The organism is Niveispirillum fermenti (genome assembly GCF_048066175.1).
GTDB classification, from domain to species: domain Bacteria; phylum Pseudomonadota; class Alphaproteobacteria; order Azospirillales; family Azospirillaceae; genus Niveispirillum; species Niveispirillum fermenti.
The window spans coordinates 120,262-144,796 of sequence record NZ_JBLTXA010000007.1 but is presented as its reverse complement, the minus strand read 5'-3'; the positions used below and the strand labels follow the sequence as shown (position 1 = coordinate 144,796).

General features: G+C 66.4%; 17 protein-coding genes. 12 read left to right on the top strand and 5 right to left on the bottom strand.

Annotation, left to right across the window (positions count from 1 at the left end; all coding sequences use genetic code 11):
• Positions 1 to 17 precede the first annotated feature (17 nt).
• The 7 genes from ACM9LZ_RS09605 to ACM9LZ_RS09575 all read left to right on the top strand — a co-directional run bounded on the left by ACM9LZ_RS09605 (position 18) and on the right by ACM9LZ_RS09575 (position 9,752).
• Complete coding sequence (locus ACM9LZ_RS09605) at positions 18 to 1,382, top strand: MFS transporter (protein ID WP_416619173.1); 1,365 nt, start codon at positions 18 to 20, stop codon at positions 1,380 to 1,382.
• 33 nt (positions 1,383 to 1,415) lie between these two features.
• The gene (locus tag ACM9LZ_RS09600; RefSeq protein ID WP_416619172.1) at positions 1,416 to 2,330 is read left to right on the top strand and encodes an alpha/beta hydrolase; all 915 of its coding nucleotides are present in this window, start codon (positions 1,416 to 1,418) and stop codon (positions 2,328 to 2,330) included.
• Between the two features lies 1 nt (position 2,331).
• Positions 2,332 to 4,392: a prolyl oligopeptidase family serine peptidase gene (locus ACM9LZ_RS09595; protein ID WP_416619274.1), complete on the top strand. Its 2,061-nt coding sequence runs from the start codon at positions 2,332 to 2,334 to the stop codon at positions 4,390 to 4,392.
• A 52-nt stretch (positions 4,393 to 4,444) separates the two neighbouring features.
• Entirely contained in the window at positions 4,445 to 6,061 is a 1,617-nt protein-coding gene (locus tag ACM9LZ_RS09590) for a gamma-glutamyltransferase family protein (protein WP_416619171.1), read from the top strand.
• 64 nt (positions 6,062 to 6,125) lie between these two features.
• Positions 6,126 to 7,826, top strand: a complete 1,701-nt coding sequence (locus tag ACM9LZ_RS09585; RefSeq protein WP_416619170.1) for a DUF885 domain-containing protein — start codon at positions 6,126 to 6,128, stop codon at positions 7,824 to 7,826.
• Between the two features lie 16 nt (positions 7,827 to 7,842).
• On the top strand, positions 7,843 to 8,769 hold the full coding sequence (locus ACM9LZ_RS09580; protein ID WP_416619169.1) for a M14 family metallopeptidase: 927 nt from the start codon (positions 7,843 to 7,845) through the stop codon (positions 8,767 to 8,769).
• 77 nt (positions 8,770 to 8,846) lie between these two features.
• The gene (locus ACM9LZ_RS09575; RefSeq protein WP_416619168.1) at positions 8,847 to 9,752 is read left to right on the top strand and encodes a LysR substrate-binding domain-containing protein; all 906 of its coding nucleotides are present in this window, start codon (positions 8,847 to 8,849) and stop codon (positions 9,750 to 9,752) included.
• A 9-nt stretch (positions 9,753 to 9,761) separates the two neighbouring features.
• Here ACM9LZ_RS09575 and ACM9LZ_RS09570 read toward each other — a convergent pair whose 3' ends face one another.
• On the bottom strand, positions 9,762 to 11,045 hold the full coding sequence (locus ACM9LZ_RS09570) for an NAD(P)/FAD-dependent oxidoreductase (protein WP_416619167.1): 1,284 nt from the start codon (positions 11,043 to 11,045) through the stop codon (positions 9,762 to 9,764).
• A gap of 244 nt (positions 11,046 to 11,289) precedes the next feature.
• On the opposite strand from ACM9LZ_RS09570, the gene hglS reads away from it, so the two are divergent.
• Genes hglS through amaB form a run of 3 tightly spaced genes read left to right on the top strand, consistent with a single transcriptional unit; the run spans position 11,290 to position 17,206 of the window.
• The gene (hglS, locus tag ACM9LZ_RS09565; RefSeq protein WP_416619166.1) at positions 11,290 to 12,693 is read left to right on the top strand and encodes a 2-oxoadipate dioxygenase/decarboxylase HglS; all 1,404 of its coding nucleotides are present in this window, start codon (positions 11,290 to 11,292) and stop codon (positions 12,691 to 12,693) included.
• A gap of 2 nt (positions 12,694 to 12,695) precedes the next feature.
• Positions 12,696 to 15,623, top strand: coding sequence for an FAD-binding and (Fe-S)-binding domain-containing protein (locus tag ACM9LZ_RS09560; protein ID WP_416619165.1), 2,928 nt, complete (start codon positions 12,696 to 12,698; stop codon positions 15,621 to 15,623).
• A gap of 11 nt (positions 15,624 to 15,634) precedes the next feature.
• Positions 15,635 to 17,206: an L-piperidine-6-carboxylate dehydrogenase gene (amaB, locus tag ACM9LZ_RS09555; RefSeq protein ID WP_416619164.1), complete on the top strand. Its 1,572-nt coding sequence runs from the start codon at positions 15,635 to 15,637 to the stop codon at positions 17,204 to 17,206.
• A gap of 8 nt (positions 17,207 to 17,214) precedes the next feature.
• Here the strand turns inward: amaB and ACM9LZ_RS09550 are convergent, their stop codons facing one another.
• The gene (locus ACM9LZ_RS09550) at positions 17,215 to 18,834 is read right to left on the bottom strand and encodes a GMC family oxidoreductase (protein ID WP_416619163.1); all 1,620 of its coding nucleotides are present in this window, start codon (positions 18,832 to 18,834) and stop codon (positions 17,215 to 17,217) included.
• Positions 18,831 to 19,106, bottom strand: a complete 276-nt coding sequence (locus tag ACM9LZ_RS09545; RefSeq protein ID WP_416619162.1) for a hypothetical protein — start codon at positions 19,104 to 19,106, stop codon at positions 18,831 to 18,833. The genes ACM9LZ_RS09550 and ACM9LZ_RS09545 overlap by 4 nt, the downstream gene beginning before the upstream one ends.
• A 308-nt stretch (positions 19,107 to 19,414) precedes the next feature.
• Between ACM9LZ_RS09545 and ACM9LZ_RS09540 the strand changes: the two genes are divergently transcribed.
• On the top strand, positions 19,415 to 20,917 hold the full coding sequence (locus tag ACM9LZ_RS09540; protein ID WP_416619161.1) for an AMP-binding protein: 1,503 nt from the start codon (positions 19,415 to 19,417) through the stop codon (positions 20,915 to 20,917).
• Between the two features lie 32 nt (positions 20,918 to 20,949).
• A complete protein-coding gene (locus ACM9LZ_RS09535) occupies positions 20,950 to 21,720 on the top strand; it encodes an enoyl-CoA hydratase/isomerase family protein (protein ID WP_416619160.1) in 771 nt (256 codons plus the stop codon).
• 72 nt (positions 21,721 to 21,792) lie between these two features.
• Here ACM9LZ_RS09535 and ACM9LZ_RS09530 read toward each other — a convergent pair whose 3' ends face one another.
• Positions 21,793 to 23,070: a spinster family MFS transporter gene (locus tag ACM9LZ_RS09530; protein ID WP_416619159.1), complete on the bottom strand. Its 1,278-nt coding sequence runs from the start codon at positions 23,068 to 23,070 to the stop codon at positions 21,793 to 21,795.
• A gap of 191 nt (positions 23,071 to 23,261) precedes the next feature.
• Positions 23,262 to 24,455: an acetyl-CoA acetyltransferase gene (locus ACM9LZ_RS09525; protein ID WP_416619158.1), complete on the bottom strand. Its 1,194-nt coding sequence runs from the start codon at positions 24,453 to 24,455 to the stop codon at positions 23,262 to 23,264.
• Positions 24,456 to 24,535: the final 80 nt, after the last annotated feature.

Here is a 24,535-nt window from a genome sequence, read left to right as displayed (position 1 = left end):
GGTTCAGGAACAAGCCAATGCATCGAACTATGCCCCCGGCAGTCACGGACATCCGTGCATCGCTTTGTCTGGCGGTGATGGTCGCCGTGATGCTGTATGCCACGATCGATCGCCAGGTATTCGGGCTGGTCGCCGCCGAGATGAGTGTCTCACTCGATCTCAGCAACACCCAGCTCGGCCTTATCCAGGGCATCGGCTTCGCCCTGTTCACGTTTCTGGGCGCCTATCCCATCGCCTGGTTTGCCGACCGGTTCGACAAACGATGGGTGCTGGCGCTCTGTGTTGTCAGTTGGGCGCTGGGCACGGCCGCATGCGGCTTTGCGTCGGGGTTTGTCTCCCTGTTCGCCGCCTCTGCGGCCGTGGCGGCGGCGGAGGCCGGTATTGCGCCCATCTTCATGTCGCTTCTGCCGGAACTGTTCCGTGGACAGGCGCGCGTCACGGCGACGATGATCTATTACATCGCTGTATCGTTGAGCATGGCGTCCGGTCTCTTCCTGGTCGGTGCCATGATCTCCGGCCTCAATGCGATGGGCCCGGCCCTGTCGGCCTTTGCGGAGCTTGAGAACTGGCGCTGGGCCTTCATTGCTGCCGCCATTCCGTTTCCCCTCTTCATGGCGATGCTTTTCGTCCTTCCGAAGGGGCGGGTGGAAAGCAGGGCGGGGGGGCAGCCGGCAGCACCGGTGGCACCCATCATTCCGTTCCTGAAAAGCAATATGCGGTCGGTGCTTTTCGTCTTTATCGGCATGACCTTCTTCGCCCTGGGTGTCACCGGCATCCTGGCCTGGACGCCGGTCTCGCTGACCCGCATTTTCGGGTTGGGTCCGGCGGAAGTGGGCATGGTGCTGGGGGCGGTCATCGCGGCAGCCAGCGTGGTTGGCGTCGTGGCCGGCAATTTCGTTCTGCGGTATCTGCAGAAGCGGCTTGGCTATCGCGCGGCACCGCGCATCATCTGGGTCACGCTGGCCATCTCGGTTCCGTTCATTTGCTTCATCCCGTTTGTGACCGCACCCTGGCAGGTCTATGTCATCGTCAGCATACAGATCATCGCATCGACGATTGCCGGTGCGTCCAGCGTCAGCCTGTTGCAGGAACTGGCCCCGGCCCCGGTCCGGGCGCGCATCATGGCGATCCGGGCGATGACCAACGGGCCGGCGGTCGGCCTGGGCGTCGCCGGTGCTGCATTCTTCGGCGACTTGATCGATGCGGGGCCGCATAGTCTGTTCTGGGGTGGCCTGGCCATCAGCCTGCCAGCCTGGGTGATCTGCATCATCATGCTCCGCCTTGCGGAAAAGCCGTTCCAGGCGACGGCACGGGCGAACAGCGGCTTGCAACACCCCCTTGACCGCACGCCGGAGACCGCCGGCGCGACCACGGCGCGATGATCGGACCCGGTACGATAGGGGAGGGAAAAAACGATGAGCGAAGATGCGAAGAAGGCGCCGGTGCATGACTGGGCGCGGCCCGGGGCCCGCTGCGCCATGTCCATCGAGCCGGCCATCGCCATGCCGGCCGCCGCCTTCGGCTGGGATTATGAAGTCCAGGTGGCATTGCCGGCCAGCTATCACGCCATGCCGGACAAGCATTATCCCGTCCTGTGGGTGACGGACGGGCCGTTCCTGCTTCACCTGACCGTGGGCCTGCTCAATACCCTGGTGATCGGTGGGCTGGCGCCAGAGATGATCGTCGTGGGCATCGGGTGTTCCGCCGATGCCGGGGTGGCGGAATTCGGCCGCCGCCGCGCCATCGATTTTGCACCGCCCGGGCGGAACATCCTGTTCGACGGGCCGGGCGGGGATTATTTTCGCAAGCTCGGCGTGCCGGAGGACGGGCAGCAGCAGAAGGCCGACGATCTTCTTGCCTTCCTGGTCGACGAGGTACGGCCGGACCTGGCGCGCACCTATCGCATGAGCGCGGATCATGGCCTGCTGGGCCATTCCGGCGGCGGCATGTTCGCAAACTATGCCCTGTTCGCCAGGCCCGGCGCCTTCGGCCGCTATATCATCGGCAGCCCGTCCAGCAACGCGGTGGACCGTTCGGCCTTCCGGCTGGAAACCGACTATGCCGCGGCCCATGCGGACCTGAAGGCCCATGTGTTTTTCGGCGCCGGGGAGCGGGAGATCGGCCAGATCAGTCTGGCTGCCTGGGGCATCGTCAGCGCACCGGTCCTGATGGCTGAGACGCTGCTGCTGCGCCAATATCCGTCGCTCAAGCTCACCACACGGATTTTCCCTGGCAAGGATCACAGCTCCGTCATCGCGGACATCATCGGCGAAGGCATCCGCGCGGTGTGGGCCGATGCGCTGGATGGCGGGAAGGGCGGGGGTGCCTGATATGGCCGGCATGGATGCCAGGGCTTCGCTGACGGCCGAAGCGCGCCCCGAACAGGTGGTCTTCGGCGGCGGTACGGTCCGCCATGTCGATCCGTTCCGCTGGCTGGAAAGTGATAAGGACGGCGATGTCATGGGCTGGCAGACGGCGCAGGACCAGATGGCCCGCGCCCATCTTTCCGGTCTGCCGACCTATCAACGATTCCTGGCCCGGCTTCTTTCGATGGGTGATGCGGATGACATGATGCTGCCGACCTTTGCCGGCGGCCACTATATCCGCCGCTTCGTGCCCGCTGACCAGGACCTGATGGTCGTCGAACTGTCGGATACGCCGACGGGACCGGGCCGGCGTGTCGTCGATCTGAACCTGCTGCGTGCCGGTGAGCCGTTGCAGATGGCGGGATACGCGCTGTCGCACAGCGGCCGGATGGCGATCGTCGCCTATACCGCTGGGGGCCGGGAGAAGCCTGTCGTCCAACTGGTGGAGGTGGAAACGGGCAGGATCCTGTCTCAGGGCCTGCCCAGCGAGCGGATGAGCAATTTCGTCTGGTTGCCCGACGATAGCGGGTTTTTCTATGTCAGCATGGACCCGGCCGACATCGCGGCCAACAGGACGCTGTTCCGGGTCATGATCGGCCGACCGGCCGAAGCCGTCCACGAGAGGGTCGAGCCCAGCCATTTCTATGTGCGGCCGGTGGTTGCGGCCGATGGGCGCCATGTGCTGCTGTTCGCCAACCATCTGGCCCCCCGCCCGGAATTCATCCTGGATACGCAAGGGGACGGGGTCTGGAAGCCGTTCCTGAGGGATGTTGAAGGCATCTTCCGGGGCGATATCGTTGGCGACCGGTTCTTCACCATCATCGATGACGGTGCATCCGGCGGCCGGCTGGTGTCGATCCCGCTGGCATGCCCGGCCCAGACAGAGACCTGGCAGGAAATCATCCCGCCATCGGATGCCGTGCTGGCCAATGTGTTGGCGGTGGGCGACCGGGCCGTCGTCCTTGATTTCGTCGACACCTATTCACGGCTGCGCGTCTACCACCGGTCGGGGGTGCTGGAAGGGGAGATTGAATTGCCCGGCCGGGGTCTGGTGAACCGCACGGGCAGCTTCTTCTCCTTCTTCAACGTCACCAATACCATTGCACGCGGCCGGGGTGACCAGATCGACTTCCTGTTTTCCACGCCCGCGACCTCGCCCGCCTATTGCACGGCCGATGTGAAGACCCGTGCCTTGACCCGCGTCACGGAACCGGAATGGACGCTGGATGCGCAGGTGCTGGACTGCACGGCCGTGAGCGCCGATGGCGCGGAGATCGTCTATCATATCGTGGCGCGTCGCGACCTTGACCTGTCGCGGCCGCAGCCGACCATCATTACCGGCTATGGCGGCTATAATGTCGCCGTGCTTCCCGGCTGGTTCGGAAGCCGCTGGGCGGCGTGGGTGGAGGCGGGCGGCGTGCTGGTCCTGGGGCATCTGCGCGGCGGGGGGGAGTTCGGCAGTCGCTGGTGGCACCAGGGACGCCTGGCGTCCAAACAGAACACGTTCAACGACCTGTATGCCATTGCCGAAGACCTGATTGCGCGGGGCATCACCACGTCCCGGCACCTTGGGGTGACCGGCGGATCGAATGGCGGCGTGATGGCGGCCGTGGCGGCCGTGCAGCGGCCCGACCTGTTCCGTGCCATCTCGCCGGAGGCGCCCGTCACCGACCTGCTGGGCCGGGTGCGGGACCCGTTCACCATGGCGGCGACGCTGGATTATGGCGATCCGTCCGACCCCGCGATGGCAGACATTCTCATGCGCTGGTCACCCTATCAGAATGTCCGGGACGGCACTGCCTATCCGGCCATGCTGATCGATTGCGGGGCCAACGATCCGCGCTGCCCGCCCTGGCACGGTCGCAAGCTGGCGGCCCGCCTGCAGCAGGCGGGGGGCGGCACGCTGCCCATCCTGCTGCGGGTGCATGCCGATGCGGGGCACGGCACCGTGGGCAAGGACAGCCAGACGCGCCAGTCGGCGGAAGTCCTGGCTTTCTTCGCCGAATATCTGGGGCTCACCCCTTAAACGCATACCGGCATGCGGCTCGGCCGGAAGATATCCCAAGGAGAGGCAAGTGATGTTCGATCATGACGAAATCGCACAGCTTACGCAGGCGGCCGTGTTCGGGCGCAAGCAGAAGGCGTCGGGACGCGACGGGGTCGTGGTCACCTCGCACCCCATCGTCTCGCGCGTGGCGCTGAATGTCCTGCGTGACGGCGGCAATGCCGTTGATGCCGCCCTTGCCGCCTCGCTGGCGCAGACGGTTGTCGAACCGCACATGACCACGGCCTTCGGCGTGCTCAGCATGATGCATTACGACAAGGCGACCGGCGCCACTCAATATATAAACGGGTCGATGAACGCACCGCTGGCCGGCCTGCCGGGCTTCTCCGCGGCGGATGTGCCGACAGGGCGCAGCGTGGCGGTTCCCGGCTTCTGGGCGGCGTGGGAGGCATCGCGCCTGCGCTATGGCAGCAAGTCGCGCGAAGCCCTGGCCGCACCCGCCATCGAACTGGCCCATAAGGGCTTTCCGATCTACCCGTTCCTCTACGGCATGATGTTCGAAAAGATGGACAAGATCGGCCTGTCGGAGGAAGGCCGCAGCATCTATTTCCGCGACAACAGCCTGCGCGGCCCTGGCGAGCCGCTGGTCAACCACGCGCTGGGCGAGACGCTGGAGCGGATGGCGACGGACGGCGTCGATTATTTCTACCGTTCCGCCTTCACCCAGAAGGTGGTCGACACCGTCAAGCGTGCCGGCGGCGTGCTGACCATGGAGGATTTCGACCGTTACGAGGTTCGCTGGATGGACCCGGCCTGGGGCCGTTATCGCGATTATAAGATCGCCGGTTCTCCCCCGCCTGACAATGGCGGGACCCACATCATCGAAATCCTTAATCTTGTCGAGCGCATCCCGCTGAAGGAGTGGGGCCTGCCGAACGAGAGCGCCGATACCATGTATTGGCTGGCCCGCTTCTGTCTGGAAGTGTTCGCCGATGGCGCCGCCCAGGGCGATCCCAACAGCTGGCCGCTGCCGCTGGAAACCATCCTGTCCAAGGATTACGCGGCCATGCGCTTCGAGCTGATGCGGATGCGCGAGCCCAAGCGGGTGGACCCCGCCCGCGTACCCTATCCGGGGTCGAACCACCTGACCGTTGTGGATCGTGACGGCAATATTGCCACGGTCCTCCATTCCGTCATGTCCAGCGCCTGGTCGAACGGGCTGATCGTGGACGGTATGAACCTGTGGGCCGGCGGTGTGCATTTCTTCCGCACCATGCCGAAGCCGGGGGATCGCGGCACCTGCTATGTCGCCCCGCACATCATCTTTGACGCGGATGGAAAGCCGGTGCTGGCCGCCGGGTCGCCCAGTGTCGGCCTGATCCCGAATTGCGTGACCAACGCGCTCAACATTCTGGATTTCGGGATGGATATCGAGAGTTCGGTCCACCGGCCGCGCATCGGCGGCCCGACCTATGGTCCGGACAGCCTTTCACCCGATGCCTTCACGCTGGAGGTGGATTGCGGCACGCCGGAAATCCATGCCGGCGTGCGGGCACGCGGGCTTCGGATGGAACTGGTCAATCCCTGGAACTACCATAATGGCAGCTATGAGGGCGTGCATATCGCTGCCGACGGGACGGCCAGCGCCTGCGCCGACCCGCGCCGAACCGGTGTTGCCGACGCGGTCTGACCACCACCTCCTTCCCGACCATCGCCCGCTCGCACGAAGCCGGCCGCTACCCAAGGAAACCGCGATGAGCGCTTCCACCACCCTGGCCGATCTGGCCGCACGCTTCTGGACCTTCCAGTGCCAGGAGTTCCCGATCACCGCCATCGCCGCCGGTGTCGCCACCGGCGCGAACCAGCTGCTGCACGAGGCGCCTGCCGATTTTGAGCGGCGGGCCGCCTGGGCCCGGGCGGCGCTGGCCGAGCTTGCCAGCATCGATCCGGCGCCGCTGAGCGTTCAGGACCGGGCCACGCACCGGCTGCTCGACCATGAGTTCCGGTCCCTGGTGGAGATGGTGGATGCTGGTGCCCATCTGCGGCCCACGCTGTATCCGCTGGGGCCGGAATTCACGCTGATCTATTGGGCCAACTCCACCGCGCTGGCGACGGCCGATGATGCACGGCGCTACCTTCAGCGTCTGGCGACGACCGCGGCCTCCTTCGCGACGGTGCAGGAAAGCCTGTCGAGGGGCGTTGCCGCCGGTATGGCCCATCCCCGTCTCGTCGTTGAACGGGCCATCGCACAGATCCGTGGCCAGATGTCGATGCCCGTGCAGGAGAATGCCTTTTACGGTCCGCTGGCACGGGCCGCGGGCCGGGGGCGGGCGATGGCGGCCCTGGCCGAGGAAGGACGCAAGCTGGTCGAGACGGTGGTGGTGCCCGCCTTCCTGGCCTATGCCCGTTATCTTGAACGCACGATATTGCCGCCCGCCCGCGACAGCCTTGCCTGTAGTGATGATGTCGATGGCCAGCGTCACTACACCTATCATATCGGCCAGTATACGACGCTCGACCTGCCGCCCGCCGACATCCATGCCATCGGCCTGAAGGAGGTCGGGCGCATCAAGGGGGAAATGCTGGCTGTTGCCGGGGCCGCCGGCTTCCCCGATGACCTTGAAGGCTTCCGCCAGCATCTGCAAACCGACAAGCAGCAGTTCGCCGCCAGTGCCGAGGCATTGCGTGAGCAGATCGAAATCCTGTCCAAGCGCATCGACGCTCGCATACCCGAGTATTTCGGCCGTATCCCGCGCATCACCTATGGCATCAACTCTATTCCGGTGGCCGTGGCCGACAAGATGCCGCCGGCCTATGCGCAGCCCAATCCCGCCGATGGCAGTGCGGCCGGCATCCACTGGATCACCTCGCTGCCGGGCAAATGCCCGCGCTATATGCATCTGCCACTGGCCTTGCATGAGGCCTGGCCAGGGCATCTGATGCATCTGGCTCTGATCCAGGAAATGGACCAGCTTCCCGACTTCCGCCGGTTCGGTGCCCTGAAATATGCCGCCTGCCTGGAAGGCTGGGCGCTCTATTGCGAGGCGCTGGGCGAGGATATGGGCTTCTACGACACGCCGGAGAAGCGGTATGGACGCCTGGAAATGGAGATGTGGCGCGCCCTGCGCCTGGTGCTGGATACCGGCATCCACGCCCAGGGCTGGGGCCGGGATCAGGCGATCGCCTATTTCCGTCAGAACATGGCCATGCCGCTGGAAACGCTGACTGCGGAGGTCGACCGCTATATCGGCATGCCGGGGCAGGCGCTGGCCTATCAGCTTGGCAATCTGAAGTTCCGCGAACTGCGCGCCCGTGCCGAGGCGGCCTTGGGAGAGGGGTTCCGCATCCGCGATTTCCACGACACACTGATGGCGGCCGGGGCGGTGACGCTGCCCGTGCTTGAAATGTTGATTGACGACTGGATCGCCGGCAGCACAATGGCCGCCGCATCCTGACGGGAGATGAAGTGCGATGACGACCGACAGCCCCATCGGAGAGGCCGGGCGCCCGTGGGGGGAGCGGGAGCGCGACCAGTGGCGGTCCCGGCAATCCCGGCGCCGCTTCTATGACAAGGACATCGTCACGCGGATCGATGCCCTGGGGGACCGTTTCGAGCGGACCGTCTATGGGCAGGTACGATATGCCGGCGACGCCTATACGCTCTACGCACTGCGCAGCCGTGTGATGCGTCCGGGGCTGCCGGCGGTCCTGGTGACCGGGGGGGTGCATGGTTATGAAACCAGCGGCGTCCTCGGCGCGCTGGCCTTCCTCGATCAGGCTGCCGGGGCCTATGCCGGCAGGGTCAATCTGCTGGTCGCCCCCTGTGTCAGCCCCTGGGCCTATGAGCGGATCCACCGCTGGAATCATGATGCCGTGGATCCAAACCGCAATTTCCGGCCGGGCGGGCCGGTTGAGGCGACGGCGCTGATGGATCTCACGCAATCCTTTGCCAATGATTACCTCCTGCATATCGACCTGCATGAGACCACGGACACCGACCGGACCGAGTTCGGCCCCGCCTTGAGCGCCCGTGACGGTAAGGTCTTCGTGGAGGAGGAGACGCCGGACGGTTTCTATCTGGTGGCTGACAGCGAGGATCGGCAGCTTGATTTCCAGAAAGCCATCATTGCCGAGGTCGAGAAGGTAACCCATATCGCGCCGCCGGATGCGCAGGGTGAAATCATCGGATCGCCCGTCATCGCCCATGGCATCATCGAATATCCGGTTGCGCAACTGGGGCTTTGCCCCTCCATCACGAATGCGCGTTTCAAGACGACGACGGAGGTTTATCCCGACAGCTCGCGCACGACCCCGGACATCTGCATCCGGGCGCAGGTGGCGGCCGTGCGGGCGGCGCTTGATTTCGCCTTGGCCCATTCAGGGGGAAAGGCCGGCTGATTGCCGATCCCTTTCCCCTCGTCCCCGTGCCCCCAGTCTGACACTGTCCCGCAGCGCCGGCCCCTCGGGAGGAGCCCTTGCAGACGCCCCGCCGTTTCCTGCCGTCCCTGCCGCTCCTGTCCGCCTTCGAGGCGGCGGCGCGGACAGGCAGCATCACGGCCGCCGCCCGTGAACTCTGCCTGACGCAGAGTGCCGTCAGCCGCCAGATCAAGGCGCTGGAGGAACAGCTTGAGGTCGAACTGTTCCATCGCGAACGCCAGACCATTCACCTGACCGTGGCGGGCGACGGCTATGCGCGGGAAATAAGAGAGGCGTTGCGCCGGATCAGCACCGCCTCGCTCAATCTCCGTGCCAACCCGTCGGGCGGGACGTTGAACCTGGCGGTCCTGCCCACCTTCGGCACGCGCTGGCTGGCCCCACGGCTTCCTTCCTTCATGGCAGCCCATCCGGGCATCACCATCAATCTGGTGACCCGGCCCGGCCGGTTTGAATTCCGACTGGAAGCCATCGATGCCGCCATCCATTTCGGCCCGGCGGAATGGCCCGGTGCCGAACTGGCCATGCTGATGCCGGAGACGGTGATTCCCGCCTGTTCCCCTTCCCTGAAGGAACGGTTTGCGTTCGATCTGGTCGCCGACATCCGCAAGGCACCGCTGCTCCATCTGACCAGCCGGCCCGATGCCTGGGAGCAATGGCTGCGGGCCAACGGTGTCGATGCCCATGGCGTCCATGGCATGCTGATCGACCAGTTCGCCACGGCCGCCCAGGCCGCGGTGGCGGGATTGGGCGTGGCCCTGCTGCCCGACCTGCTGATCGGTGAGGAACTGCGATCGGGCCAACTGGTCCCCGCGTTGGACCGGCCGATGCGCAGCACGGAATGTTATCACCTCGTCTGGCCCACTGACCGTGCGAGCCATCCCCGGCTGGCGGCGTTCCGGGAGTGGATACTGGCGGAGACATCGGCGGCGCGGGCGGGGGCCTGACCGCCCTTTTCACCAGCGCATGGATGCGGCATGCACGATCTGGGCTCCGGCCTCGAAGAAGGCTTCCCGTGCCCGGCCCAGGCGCGGCCGGGTGACCGGCGACACGGGCAGCGGCAATTCCCCATCCTGCAGGGTGCCCTGCATCAGGGCCGCCGCCAGCCTGCCGAAAACAGTTCCGGGCGCGATGCCCCGGCCATTATAGCCGCTGAAGCTGATCACATTGTCGGCGAAGCGGTGGAAACGTGGCAGATTGTCGCCCGTCATGCCGATCTGGCCATACCATTCCGCCGCGAACGTGACCGGGCCGATCTGGGGGAACAGCCGGCGCAGGGCACGGTGCGCCCAGGCCCGGTGGATGGCGGTGCCGGTGCCGCGCAGCGCGCCGACGCTGCCGAACACCATCCGCCCGGCCCGGTCCATGCGGAAGGAACTCAACACATCGCGCGTGTCCCAGGCCCCTTCGCGGCCGGGCAGGATGGTCTCGCGGATGTCCGGGGGCAGGGGCGGGGTCGCGACATTGAAATAGGGCAGGTGGACCTGTTCGGTCCGCACCTGCGACCAGGGGCCGCTGGCATAGGCGTCCGTTGCCACGATCACCCGGTCCGCCGTCAAGGTCCCGTGACCGGTGGACAGACGCCATTTTCCGCCCTGCGCCTGTGCATCCCTGACCGCGCTGCCGGTGAATATCCGGGCGCCGGCGGCCAGGGCGGCGCGGGTCAGGCCACGGGCATAGGCCAGCGGCTGGATCGTGCCGGCGCGGGCATCCAGCAGGGCGCCGGCATAGGCGGATGATCCCGTCCGCGCCCGCGTCTCCGCCGCGTCCAGCAGCCGGACGGGGGCACCGCGCAGCACCCATTGCGCCTGACGCCGCGCGATCTCCGCCAGACCGCCGCGCCCGACCGCGCAATGCAGCGTGCCGCTTCGTTCAGCCTCGCACTCGATGCCCAGCCGATCCACCAGGGCGAACACCTCCCGCGGGCCGTCGCCCAGCAGGTTCAGCAGCCGCTCCCCCCGCACCGGCCCCAGGACGTCGCACAGATGGTCGGGCATGACCCACATGCCGGCATTGACCAGCCCGACATTGCGGCCCGCCCCGCCGAACCCGGGTTCCACCGCTTCCAGAACGGTGACCGCAACCCCGGCTTCGGCCAGATGCAGCGCCGCCGACAGGCCGGTATAGCCGCCGCCGATGACGGCCACATCGGTCCGTGCATCCCCGTGCAAGGGTGTGCAGGCGACGGGCGCCGGCGCAGTCTTTTCCCAAAGGCCATGGGAGCGGTCATTTCCCAACATCTGTTGTTCCACGTCCGGAAATCGGTGAGTCCCGGATAAGCGATGGCGGATGGGTATGATCCTGCATAGCGATGATTGCTCCAAACATCATTCCCCCATGGAATGAAATGCGGGGGGGAGGGGCCGTCGCGCTGTGTGCAGGTCATTCTGGCGTGGAATGAGGTCTTGATAATCCCTGATTTGATTGCCGGCACTCGTCCGACGAAGCTCCCCGCCGTTTATTGCACCAGCCTGGGAGCCGCAGATGACGAGGACGGATTGTGTCCCGCCGGATGAAATCCGCGCCCTGTTTTCCATCGCCCTGTCGGACATGTACCGGACCGAGGTGCCGCAATATGGCGCGTTGCTGGAACTGGTGGCATCGGTGAACGCCGATGCGCTGGCATCCGCACCGGACTTGATGGCCCGTCTGGAATGCCGTGGCGAACTGGCCCGGCTGGATGTCGAACGCCATGGCGCCATCCGGGTGGGCACGGCCGCCGAACTGTTCGACATGCGCCGGCTGTTCGCGGTCATGGGCATGGTTCCCGTCGGTTACTATGATCTGTCGGTGGCCGGTGTGCCGGTGCATTCCACGGCTTTCCGGCCCGTGGGCGCGGCTGACCTGCGCCGCAATCCGTTTCGCGTCTTCACCTCGCTGTTGCGCCTGGACCTGATCGGGGATGAAGCGTTGCGGGCAGAGGCGGCGGCCATCCTGTCGGCCCGGCGGATATTCACGCCGCGCGCCATGGAACTGGTAGCGGTGTCGGAGACACAGGGCGGCCTGGACCATGACCAGGCGGCCGGGTTCGTGCGCGAGGCGCTGGAGACCTTCCGCTGGCATGCGCAGGCGAATGTCGGTTTGTCGACCTACAAGGCGCTGGTGGCCGCACACCGGCTGGTTGCCGATATCGTCAGTTTCAAGGGGCCGCATATCAACCACCTGACCCCGCGCACCCTGGATATCGATGCGGCACAGGCCCGCATGGTTGCGCAGGGCATGGCGGCGAAGGCGCAGATCGAAGGGCCGCCGCGGCGCGACTGCCCCATCCTATTGCGCCAGACCAGCTTCAAGGCCCTGTCGGAACCGGTTGGTTTCGCCACCGGCCAAGGGGATGTGCTGGGCACCCATACGGCCCGTTTCGGGGAGATTGAACAGCGCGGTGCCGCCCTGACGCCCAAGGGCCGGCTGCTGTATGACCAGTTGCTGGCGGCGGCGCGGCGCGACGCGCAGGCGGGATCGGGCGATGATGGGCAGGCCCTGGCGATGCGCTTTCGTGCCTTTCCCGACGATTGGCGGATGCTGCGCGATCAGGGGCTGGCCTTCTTCCGCTATTTCCCCACGCCGGCCGGGCTGGCGGCGCCTGAAGACCGGATGTCGGTCCTGTCGGTGGATGACCTCGTGGACCGGGGTTATCTGGGATATGAGCCGATCACCTATGAGGATTTCCTGCCCGTCAGTGCAGCCGGGATATTCCAGTCCAATCTTGGCGCAGGGGAGCGGCGGCAATATGACGAGCGCTCCAGCCGTGCATCGTTCGAACAGGCGCTGGGCGCGCCTGTCCGCGATGAAATGGTTCTCTATGCGGACGAGCAGTCCCTGTCGATCCGCACAGCCCTGGCGCGGCTGGGGCTGGACCCGGACCTGCCCTTGAAGGCGGAAGCGTGAAGGTGGAACCGGTCCCCCGGTTTCTGGCGGCGCTGCGGGACAGTTCCTATCGCGGCGACATCGCCGATGATGCGGCAACCCGCACGGTCTTCGCCACGGACAACAGCATCTATCAGCGTCCGCCCGCCGCCATCCTGTTCCCGCGCGATGGCCATGATATCGCAACCATCGTCAGGCTTGCGGCATCCGCCGATCATGGTCCCATTCCCCTGGCGCCCAGGGGCGGGGGGACCGGCACGAACGGACAGTCGCTGACCGCCGGTGTGGTGATCGACACCTCGCGCCATATGAACCGGATCGAGGGGCTGGACCCGGAACGGCTGACCGTCACCGTCCAGCCGGGGGTGGTGCTGAACCAGCTCAACGCCTTCCTGCGGCCCCACGGCCTGTTCTTTGCGCCCACCGTCTCCACCGCCTCGCGGGCCACGCTGGGCGGCATGGTGGCCACCGATGCCTCGGGCAAGGGGTCCCGGATCTATGGCAAGACGTCGGACTATATCGACGGGATGGAGGTCGTGCTGGCCGATGGCTCCAGCCACGCCGTCGCGGCCCTGGACCGGGACGCGCTGCGGCGGGTCATGCGGCAGGACGATCTGGCGGGGCGGCTGCACCGCGAGGTGCATCGTGTCGTCACCCGACACCATGACCTGATCGCTGAAATCTTTCCCCGCATGAACCGGGGCCTGACCGGTTATAATCTGCGCAATGTCCTGGGCGGGGACGGACTGTTCCGGCTGCACTATCTTCTGGCGGGATCGGAGGGGACGCTGGCTGTAACCACGCGCCTGACCCTGCGCGTGCGGCCCATTCCCGCCTGTCGTGCGCTTGTGGGCATCCGTTACGGGTCCTTCAACGGTGCCCTGGCCGATATCGGGCGGCTGCTGGCGGCGGACCCGGCGGCCATCGAGATCCTGGACGACAAGATCCTCCGCCTCGCACGCCAGGACCCCGTCTGGGCCGATATAGACGGCGTGCTGGGTGGTCCTGCGACAATGCCCGTCGGCGGGCTGAACATCGTGGAGTTCGTGGCCGACCGGCCGGCGGTGCTGGAACAGGCGCTGCATCGCCTGTCGGCCATGCTGACCGGCGATGCCGGGGCGGTGCTGGATTGGGCCATCGTGCGCGACCCCGCCACCATCGCGCAGCTCTGGTCCCTGCGGGAAAGGGCGGTGGGCCTGCTGGGCCGGCTGGACGGGCGGCACCAGGGAACCCCCTTTGTCGAGGATGCGGCGGTCCCGCCCGAGCGCCTGGTGGACTTCATCACCGGGTTCCGCGCCATTCTGGATGGCCACGGCCTGGATTTCGGCATGTTCGGTCATGCGGATGTCGGCTGCCTGCATGTCCGCCCGGCGCTGGATATGCGCGACCCCGCCCACGCCGCCCTGATCCGCCCCATCTCCGACGCGGTGGCGGCGCTGGCCAGGCGCCATGGCGGCCTGTTGTGGGGCGAACATGGGCGGGGGTTCCGGGGCGAATATTCGCCCATCTTCTTCGGGCCGGTGCTGTACGATGAGCTTTGCCGCATCAAGCGGGCGGCCGATCCATTGAACCTGCTGAACCCTGGCAAGCTGGCATCGCCCGACGGGGGGCGGCCGGTTGACCGGATCGATGGCGTGCCGTTCAGGGGGGGCTTCGACCGGGAAATCGGCCCGGCTCTGGCCCGGCCTTTTGAAAAGGCCGTCGCCTGCAATGGCAATGGCGCCTGCTTCAACTGGGATGCCGACGATGCGATGTGTCCCTCCTACAAGGCGACGCGCGACCGGCGGCAATCCCCCAAGGGCCGCGCCGCCCTGCTGCGGGAATGGGCGCGGCTGAAAAGCCTGCCCACAGCACCCGCCACCCTGGAGGCATTTGAAGGCGAGGTGCATGCAGCATTGGCAAGCTGCCTGTCCTGCAAGGCCTGCGCGGGGCAATGCCCTGTCAAGGTCGATATCCCCGCCATGCGGGCCCGTTTTCTTCATGCCTTCCACCAGCACCGCCCTCGGCCGCTGCGCGATCCCCTGGTGGCGCGCATGGAAACACTGCTGCCGATGGCCCGCCGGGTGCCGCGATTGGCCAATCTGCTGCTGGGATGGGCGTCCGGCCTTTTGCGCGACCGCTTCGGCCTGATCGACCTGCCCCGCATTGATCCGGCGCGCGGTGGCCGCCACCCGTCTTCCGCCGATCTTGCCATCTGGTCCGGGCTTGCTCCGGCTGACAGGGTGCGCACGGTCCTGCTGCTGGAGGATAGTTTCACCGGCAGCTTCGACGGGGCCACGGTGCACGCGGTGCGTGACCTGCTGATCACCCTGGGGTACCGGGTTCATCAGATCGCCGCCCGGCCCAATGGCAAGGCCCTGCATGTGCAGGGCATGCTGGACCGGTTCGCCCTTGTGGCGCGGGCGGCCTGCGATTTCCAGGGGCGGCTGCTGGATGCCGGCGTGCCGGTCATCGGCATCGAACCGGCGGCCCTGCTCATGCAGGACCAGGAATACCGGGGGCATGCGCCACCCCGCGACGATGGCCGCCGCATCCTGTCGGTGGAGGATTTCCTGGCCGGGGAGATCGCCGCCGGGCGGCTCCCGGTGCCGGATGGGTCACGGCAGGGGACAACCTTCCGGCTGTTTGCGCATTGCACTGAACGGACAGCCACGCCCCGCGCGCCCAGGCTCTGGAAGGACATCTTCGCCGCCTTCGGCCTTACGCTCGAAATCCAGGCGACGGGCTGCTGCGGCATGGCCGGCCTGTTCGGGCATGAACGCGAACAGGCCGGCCTGTCGGCAAGACTGTTCGAGATGAGCTGGCGGCCGAAGCTGACGGGCATCCCGGCCGGGCAGGTGCTTGCCACGGGCTTTTCCTGTCGTTGCCAGATCCACCGCATGGCCGGCTTCCGGCCCCGTCACCCCGCAGAGGCGCTGCTGGCCCATCTGCGGCATTCCCATCATTCATAAGGAACCCTGTCATGCCCGCCACCCCGACTTCCCTGATTGCCGAGACCCTGTCCCTGCTGGACCGGTTCGGCGTGGACAAGGATCGCCACCTGGCGGGGACCCTTACCTCCCGCTCGCCGGTTACCGGCGAGACACTGGCCGCCCGCTCGCCGGTTACCGGCGAGACACTGACCCAAGTGCGGGAGGCCGGTGCGGTGGAGGCGGCACAGGTCATTGATCAGGCCCATCAGGCGTTCCTGCAATGGCGCCTGGTGCCGGCCCCCCGCCGGGGCGAACTGCTGCGCCTGTTCGGCGAGGTTTTGCGCAGCCACAAGGCAGCACTGGGCCGCCTTGTCTCCATCGAGGCGGGCAAGATCATCTCCGAAGGGCTGGGCGAGGTGCAGGAGATGATCGATATCTGCGACTTCGCCGTGGGCCTGTCGCGCCAGCTTCACGGTCTGACCATCGCGACGGAGCGGGCGGAACACCGGATGATGGAGACCTGGCACCCGCTGGGTGTCACCGGCATCATCTCCGCCTTCAATTTCCCCGTGGCCGTCTGGGCATGGAACGCCGCCCTGGCGCTGGTGGCCGGCAATGCCGTGGTATGGAAGCCGTCGGAAAAGACGCCGCTGACGGCGCTGGCCGTGGATGCGCTGTTCGCCCGCGCCATGGAGCGGTTCCGCGCCGATGGCGGCACGGCGCCGGAGGGTCTGTCCGGCCTGTTGATCGGCGGACGCGCGGTGGGCGAGATGCTGGTCGACCATCGCCATGTGCCGCTGGTGTCGGCCACGGGGTCGACGGCGATGGGCCGGGCCGTCGGCCCGCGTCTGGCGTCCCGCTTTGCCCGCGCCATTTTGGAACTGGGCGGCAATAACGCCGCCATCGTGGCGCCCACGGCCGATCTCGACCTCGCCTTGCGCGGCATTGCCTTCGCGGCGATGGGGACGGCCGGCCAGCGCTGCACCAGCCTGCGCCGTCTGTTCATCCATGACAGCCTTTATGACAGCTTCGTGCCGCGCCTGAAGCAGGCCTATGCCACGGTGCCGGTGGGCAACCCGCTGGTGGAGAGCAGCCTCGTCGGGCCACTGATCGACCGGCAGGCCTTCGAAGCCCAGCAGGCGGCCCTGGCCGACGCCGTGGCCGCAGGCGGCGTTCTATCCGGCGGCGGGCGGGTGGAATCCGGCTTCGGTCCCGACGCCTATTATGTCCGCCCGGCCCTGGTCGAAATCGCCGGCCAGCACGGACCGGTGGAGAAGGAGACCTTCGCACCGATCCTCTATGTGATGCGCTACAGCGATTTCGACGCCGCCTTGACACAGCACAATGCCGTTCCCCAGGGCCTTTCCTCCTCGATCTTCACCAACGACATCCGGGAGGCGGAGACCTTCCTGTCTGTCCGTGGGTCAGATTGCGGCATCGCCAATGTCAATATCGGCCCCTCGGGTGCGGAGATCGGCGGGGCTTTCGGGGGTGAGAAGGAGACGGGCGGCGGGCGGGAATCCGGGTCGGACGCCTGGAAGGCCTATATGCGGCGGGCGACCAACACCGTGAATTACGGGCGCACCCTGCCGCTCGCCCAAGGGGTGAGGTTCGATATCTGAAACTGCTTTCAGGGACCTTTGGTCAGAAAATCCGCGGCACGTTCGCCGATCATGATGCTGGGGGCGTTCGTGTGGCCGCCGATCAATGTGGGCATGATGGAGGCGTCGGCGACGCGCAGCGCTTCCACGCCATGCACCTGCAGGGCGGCATTGACCACACTCTCGTCATCCGTGCCCATCCGGCAGGTGCAGGCCGGATGCTGGGCCGTGACGGCGACGGACCGGATATAGCGGTCCATCGCCTGCCGGTCGGCCATTTTGGGGCCGGGAAACACCTCCTCGCCCACGAAATCACGGATCGGGTCCGTCGCCATCAGGTCGCGCGTCCATTCGATCGAATGGCGCAGCAGATCGACATCCCCGGGGTCGGACAAGAGGTTGAAGCGGATTTCCGGGGCCATCAGGGGATCGGCCGACCGCAGGCGGACGGTTCCCCGGCTGCCCGGCCGCAGCACGCAGTTCAGCGAGGTCAGCATGTCCTCATGCGGTGGCCGGATGCCGGGAAACCAGACATGGGCGCTCAGGCTGGTCGGCATCAGGATATTCTCCAGATCCGGCCGTTCCAGCCCTGCGTGCGAGCGGTAATAGGCGATGGCGGTCAGGGGCTGGGTCCCCATCATGCCCTTGCCGGTCAGCGCCCAGCGCAATGCGGACAGCGCCACCCGGTCGGCCCGCAATTTCGCGCGCAGCGGGAAGGGGCGCGTGCCCCGGAACCCCATGGGCACCAGCGGGTGGTCCTGCAGGTTGCTGCCCACACCGGTCAGGTCCGCCACCACATCGATTCCCTGCGCATGCAGATGGTCGGCGGGGCCGATGCCCGACAGCATCAGCAGGTGCGGTGAAGCATAGGCGCCGCCGCACAGCACGATTTCACCCGTGCAATGGGCGGTGAGGGTCCGGCCCGCCTGCCGGTATTCCACCCCCACGGCGCGGGTTCCCTGAAATAGGATGCGGGTCGCCTGCGCCCCGGTCCTGATCGTCAGGTTGGGCCGGCCGCGCGCCGGCGCCAGGAAGGCGCTGGCGGTGCTGGCCCGGCGTCCCCGTCCGACCGTCAGGTCCGGCAGGCCGAAACCTTCCGAGGTGCCCGCCTCGAAATCGTCGGTGACGGGATGGCCCAGGGCGCGGGCCGTCGCCTGCATGGCCCGGACCAGCGGATCGTCATGCGACATGCGCGACACGCTCATCGGGCCGTCGCTGCCATGCCAATGGCTGGTCCCCCGTTCGCTACGCTCCGATTTGCGGAAATAGGGCAGGACATCATCGAAGGACCAGCCTTTGGCCCCCATCTGCGCCCATTGATCATAGTCGCCGGGATGGCCGCGCGAATACATCATGCCATTCACGGCCGATGATCCGCCCAGTACCTTGCCGCGTGCCGCCGGGATGGACCTTTCCGCCGCGTGCGGCTCCGGCTCCGATTTGTAGCCCCAGTCGAACAGCATGTGCTGACGCAGCAGGCGGAAGGCGACCGGCATGTGGATCAGCAGGCTGCGGTCGCGGGGACCGGCTTCCAGCAGCAGGACGCCAATATCGGGATCCTCGCTCAGCCTTGCCGCGACCACGGCTCCGGCCGACCCGCCGCCGATGATGATGAAGTCGTGCCGGCTTCCGTCATTCCCGTTCTTCATGCGCCGGCAACCTGTTCCTGGGTGATCATCATCGGGTCCAGGCTATTGGAACCGGCATCGCCGATGCGTTTGTGCTGATCTTCCAGCATGGGTTTATCCTTCCGCCCGGCGGTGGGGTGCAGCATCGTCCGCCGCCGCGCCGAATAATCAACAGGGTTCATGCGGGCGCGCCGCATGCCGCTGGCACAGCAATGCATACTCCCCGCCATCGCCGGTGTCATGCCGCGGCCGGACCCATGCTGGTACCAGCCGTCTTGCAGGAAATTTCCCATGCTGGCCTCGCCCCCCCCCGATATTGTTGTTTTGCCGCGCACCCGCCGGTGGCCCGGTTTCCGGCCAATGTCGGCGGGGGCTCGATCATGCGTCAAATGACTTGTGGTCAATTGGTATTCTCCGGAAGAATAATGGGGGGATATTCCACTAAGGAATGCGAATACCCAGCAAAGCATTAGACGGGAATGCCGGTCGTTGGCAGGTTTCACCGGTTCGGTTTTGCAATGGAGAGGGGCGATCCGGTGCCTGGTGGAATGACAAGCAGCTGTGCGTCACGGTCTGGAACGGAACGCGCGGGGCCGGCCCTATGAGCGTGATGCCTTCCGCGACCAGCCGTCTGCCGCTGGGCCTCGTCCTCGCCTACCACGCCGCCATCGATCCCGACCGGCCGGCGCTGACCCAGGATGGCGTGACCTTGAGCCGGGCCGAACTGGATGCCCGCGCCAACCGCCGTGCCCGCCTGCTGGCCCGTCACGGGGTGAGGCAGGGGGATTTCGTCATCTTCGCCCTGCCCAATTCCATCGCCTTTTTCGAGACCAGCTTCGCCCTGTGGAAGCTGGGGGCCGTGCCCTGTCCGATCTCGCCCAAGATGCCGGCGGCCGAATGCGCCGCCATTGTGGCGGCGGTGTCGCCGCGTCTGGTAATCGGGCCGCCCGGCCTGTGCTTCGCCCGGTGCCCGACCCTGGCGCCGGATATGGAACCGGGGCCAGAGGATGGCGACCAGCCCCTGCCGGCGTGCGTGTCCCCTTCCTGGAAGGCGATCACCAGCGGTGGTTCGACCGGGCGGCCCAAGGTCATCGTCACCAATGTCGACGGGCGGGCCGATCCGGTGGGGGCCGGCTATGCCTTGCAACAGGCGGGTGACACCATCCTCAATCCAGGGCCGCTTTATCATAATGCCGCCTTCAGTGCCGCGCATCAGTGCCTGTTCGGCGGCGGCCATGTGGTCAATATGGAACGGTTCGATGCGGAGGCCTGTCTGGCCCTGATCGAGCGCCACCGCGTCAGCTATGTGATGATGGTTCCCACCATGATGGGCCGTATCTGGCGCCTGCCGGAAGCGGTGCGGGGCCGGTACGACCTGTCCGGCCTGCGCACCCTGGTGCATCTGGGCGGCCCCTGTTCGCCGTGGCTGAAGGAAAGCTGGATCGGCTGGATCGGGCCGGATCGGCTGTTCGAGATTTATGCGGGAACGGAGGGGATCGGGGCTACAATCATCAGCGGGACCGACTGGCTGGCCCATCGCGGATCGGTCGGCCGCCCGGCGCCGGGCACCGAAATGGCGATCCTGCGTCCCGATGGCTCGCCCTGTGCGCCCGGAGAGGTGGGGGAGATTTTCTTCCGTCAGGCGTCCGGGGCGGGTCCCAATTTCCACTATATCGGATCGGAGATGAAGGTCACCGATGGCTGGACGTCGCTGGGCGACCTGGGCCATGTCGATGAAGAGGGGTTCCTCTATATCTCCGACCGCCGCACCGACCTGATCATCTCCGGTGCCGTCAATATCTATCCGGCGGAGGTGGAGGCGGCGATCGAGCGCCATCCGGATGTGCGCGGCAGCGTGGTGATCGGCCTGCCCGACGATGATCTGGGCAACCGGGTGCATGCCATCGTGCAGGTCTCACCCGGTCAGGCCCCACCCTTGGACGCGGAGACTTTGGCGGCCTACCTCGCCACGCAACTGGCCCGCTACAAGGTCCCGCGAAGCTTCGAATTCGTCACCACCGACCTGCGCGACGAGGTGGGCAAGGCCCGCCGCAGCCAGTTCCGCCAGGAACGCCTTTCCCAGGAAAACATGGGTAGAAAATGAACCAGCATGAATTTTCGCCGGACAATGGTCCATTGGCTGAACCGGATGCGGACGGCAATGTCATCAATGTGACGCGGGCCGAGAGCCATGTCGCCATCGTCCGCTTTGCCCGGCCACCCAGCAATTATTTCAGCATTCCCCTGCTCTCGGCGCTGGCAGGCGCGCTGGAGCAGGTGGACGCCGATCCCGATATCCACGCCATCGTTCTGGCGGCCGAGGGCCGGAATTTCTGCGCCGGGGCCGAACTGACCCAGGCGCATGAGAAGCCGGAGCAGATCTATGCAGCAGCATACCGTCTGTTTGCCATCCGCAAGCCCATCGTGGCGGCGGTGCAGGGAGCGGCCATCGGCGGCGGGCTGGGCCTGACCCTGATCGCCGATTTCCGTGTGGTCGCCCCCAGCACGCGCATGGCGGTGAATTTCGTGAAGATCGGCATCCATCCGGGCTTTGCCATCACCCTGCTGCTGCCGCGTGTGGTGGGACAGCAGAAGGCCGCCGAGTTGCTCTATACCGGCCGGCGCATCAATGGGGAGGAGGCGCTGCGTATCGGTCTTGCCGACCGGCTGGTCGAGGAAGGGGACTTGTTCGACACCGCCCTGACGCTGGCCCGGCAGATCGCGGAGAATGCTCCCCTGGCCGTGGAAGCCACGCGGGCCACCCTGCGCGACGGCCTGCTGGACGACATCCGCCGGCAGACCGATATTGAGGCGCGCAAGCAGAATGAGCTGAGCATCACCGACGATTTCGCCGAGGGCATCCTGGCCGTGCAGGAACGGCGGGCCGGGAACTGGAAGCGGCGGTAGGCGGGCAGTCTCGCCGCTCTGTGCAAAGACAGCACCGCCCTTGGACGGTGCTGTCTTTGTTTGCATATTCCGCTATTTTCCCTGTAGCGCCTCCCGCCGGATCAGCCAGGCGGTGATCGCCTGGCACAGGAAGGCCAGGATGATGAAGGGTGTCAGCCATTGCAGGGCCATGGCCAGACCGGCCGTGCCGTAAACCGGCGTCAGCCGGTCGCTGACCATGCCCACGAACAGCGGGCCGCAGCCCAGGCCCAGCAGGTTCAGCAGGAACAGCAGCGTGGCGCTGACCGTCGCCCGGTACTGGGGCGGCGTGCGGTTCTGCAGCAAGGCCAGCGCCGGCACCAGATAGATGGATGTCAGCATGGTGGGCGGCACCAGCAGCAGCAGCGACAGCGACCAGTCATCCACCATGGTGAAGCCGAACAGAAACGGCACCACCAGCAGCATGCCGAGGCCGGGCAGCAGGGCGTACCAGATGGGATTGCGCGCCCCCGCCTTGTCCGCGACCATTGCGCCGATCCAGGCGGCGACAACCATCGAACCCGCGACCAGAACCCCGAAATAGCCGCTGATCTGGCCCAACGACATGCCCTGCACCCGGCTGAGGAAGGCCGGCGTCCAGTTCAGCAGCCCGTAGGAGCAGAAGGAGGTCAGACCGCAGGCAAGGCCCGTGAAGATGAAGATCGGTGACCGCCAGAAATAGCTCAGCGCCTCCATCAGGCGGGGCGGGCCGGCGTCGGACGGGGCCGCCGCGTCGAAACGCCCGCGAACGGGCTCCCGCACGATCAGCAGCAGCAGCGGCGCGAAAAGCACGCCGACCAGACCGATCACGACGAAAGCCGTGCGCCAGCCATAGGCGTCGGCAATCGCCGCACCGGCCACGGCGCCGACGAAGCTGCCGGCGGGCACGCCCAGCAGATAGAGCGCCAGGGCCCGCCCGCGTTTATGGGCCGGAAAATAATCGGCGATGATCGAGTATGACGGGGGCGAACAGCCCGCCTCCCCGATGCCGACGCCGATGCGGGCCAGCGCCAGGCTGACAAAGCCGGTGGCCAGACCCGACAGGGCGGTGAAGATGCTCCAGATGCCGCAGGCCGCCGCGATCAGGCGGGTGCGATTGCCCCGGTCGGCGATCATCGCCACCGGAATGCCGAAGAACGTATAGAACAGCGCGAACATCAGCCCCGTCAGCATGCCGATCTGGGTATCGCTGAGGCCGAGATCCTGCTTCACCGGCTCTACCAGGATCGACAGCAATTGCCGGTCCACGAAGTTCAGCATGTAGGCGAAGCCCAGCACCGCCACGACAACATAGCGGTAGCGCGCGTCCGGTTCGGATGGGGAGGTGCTCAAGGCCGGGTCCTGTCTGTTCATGGTTGGACGTGTTGGGGGAATGCCTTATACCAAGTCCCGGTGATCGCAACCGATCACCGGCCTCAATCGCCGGCGCCCACATCCGTGAGCTTGGCTACGCCGCATGTGCGGCGCGGCGGCGGTCGCCGCCGTACCAGATCCCGGTGAGTGCAACTCACCGGGATCTGGTATTACAGCAGCCCGACGATGGAGATGGAGCAGATGCCGTGGAACGGCGCGCCGCCCAGATTATGGGCCAGCGCGTTCACCACCGGCTGCTGTCGCTGGCGGGCACCGGCCCGGCCCAGAAGCTGGAGATAATTCTCATAGACCATGCGGATACCGGTGGCGCCGATGGGATGGCCGAAACATTTCAGGCCGCCATCGATCTGGCAGGGCAGGGCGCCATCGGCATCGAACCGCCCGTCCAGCACATCGCGCCAGGCATTGCCATCATCGCTGAGGCCCAGATCCTCCATGGTCACCAGTTCGGTGATGGAGAAGCAATCATGCACTTCCGTCAGGCTCAGTTCCGCGCGCGGATCATTGATGCCGGCTTCCTTGTAGGCGCGGGCGGCGGCGGCGCGGGTGGTGGGCACATAACTGCTGTCCCAGCCGCTGCCCTGCGCCTCCCAACCACCGGTGGCGGCCAGTTGCAGCGACTTGATGGTGACGATGTCCGTCTTGCCCAGCGCGCGCGCGATCTCCGGCCTTGTGACGATGGCGCAGGCCGCGCCGTCGGACACGCCGCAGCAATCGAACAGGCCCAGGGGGGCGGCCACGATGGGGGCCTTGATCACCTGTTCGGCCGTGATGGACTTGCGCAGATGGGCCTTGGGGTTCTTCGTGGCGTTGGCGTGGCTCTTGACCGAGATATGGGCCATGGCGCGCTTCAGATCGTCCGCCGCCACCTTGTGGCGCGCGGCGTAGCCAGAGGCCAGTTGCGCAAAGGCGCCGGGTGCCGTCAGGTTGGCGTTGGTGGCGTCATAGAACGGCCCGCGCGACGCGGCGGGAAGCCCGCTATAGCCGGCATCCTTCAGCTTTTCCATGCCCAGCGCGAAGGCGATGTCGCAGGCACCGCTGGCCACGGCATAGGCGGCCCCGCGCAGTGCCTCCGTGCCCGTTGCGCAGGCATTTTCCACCCGTGTCATGGGGATGTTGTGCAGGCGCAGCGCCAGGGCCAGCGGAATGGCGCCCGGCCCCACGGCATTGCCGGCATGGCCGAACCAGCCAGCCTCCAGTTGCGACGGGTCGATGCCCGCATCGGCGATGGCTTCCTCGAACGCCTCCACCATCAGGCTCGGGCCGTCAGTGTCCCACCGTTCCCCGAATTTCGCGCATCCCATGCCCAGGATGGCGACCTTGTCCTTGATCCCGCTGGCCATTTAAGTTCCTCCAACCAGGATTTTCCTGATCATGAATGAAGTCTTTACCGTCATCCCGGCGAACCTGAGAGCCCCGCAAG

Coding starts and splice junctions, on each gene's coding strand:
- ACM9LZ_RS09605 (WP_416619173.1), top strand. CDS start 18: ATGCATCGAACTATGCCCCCGGCAGTCACGGACATCCGTGCATCGCTT.
- ACM9LZ_RS09600 (WP_416619172.1), top strand. CDS start 1,416: ATGAGCGAAGATGCGAAGAAGGCGCCGGTGCATGACTGGGCGCGGCCC.
- ACM9LZ_RS09595 (WP_416619274.1), top strand. CDS start 2,332: ATGGCCGGCATGGATGCCAGGGCTTCGCTGACGGCCGAAGCGCGCCCC.
- ACM9LZ_RS09590 (WP_416619171.1), top strand. CDS start 4,445: ATGTTCGATCATGACGAAATCGCACAGCTTACGCAGGCGGCCGTGTTC.
- ACM9LZ_RS09585 (WP_416619170.1), top strand. CDS start 6,126: ATGAGCGCTTCCACCACCCTGGCCGATCTGGCCGCACGCTTCTGGACC.
- ACM9LZ_RS09580 (WP_416619169.1), top strand. CDS start 7,843: ATGACGACCGACAGCCCCATCGGAGAGGCCGGGCGCCCGTGGGGGGAG.
- ACM9LZ_RS09570 (WP_416619167.1), bottom strand. CDS start 11,045: ATGTTGGGAAATGACCGCTCCCATGGCCTTTGGGAAAAGACTGCGCCG.
- hglS (WP_416619166.1), top strand. CDS start 11,290: ATGACGAGGACGGATTGTGTCCCGCCGGATGAAATCCGCGCCCTGTTT.
- amaB (WP_416619164.1), top strand. CDS start 15,635: ATGCCCGCCACCCCGACTTCCCTGATTGCCGAGACCCTGTCCCTGCTG.
- ACM9LZ_RS09550 (WP_416619163.1), bottom strand. CDS start 18,834: ATGAAGAACGGGAATGACGGAAGCCGGCACGACTTCATCATCATCGGC.
- ACM9LZ_RS09545 (WP_416619162.1), bottom strand. CDS start 19,106: ATGGGAAATTTCCTGCAAGACGGCTGGTACCAGCATGGGTCCGGCCGC.
- ACM9LZ_RS09540 (WP_416619161.1), top strand. CDS start 19,415: ATGAGCGTGATGCCTTCCGCGACCAGCCGTCTGCCGCTGGGCCTCGTC.
- ACM9LZ_RS09525 (WP_416619158.1), bottom strand. CDS start 24,455: ATGGCCAGCGGGATCAAGGACAAGGTCGCCATCCTGGGCATGGGATGC.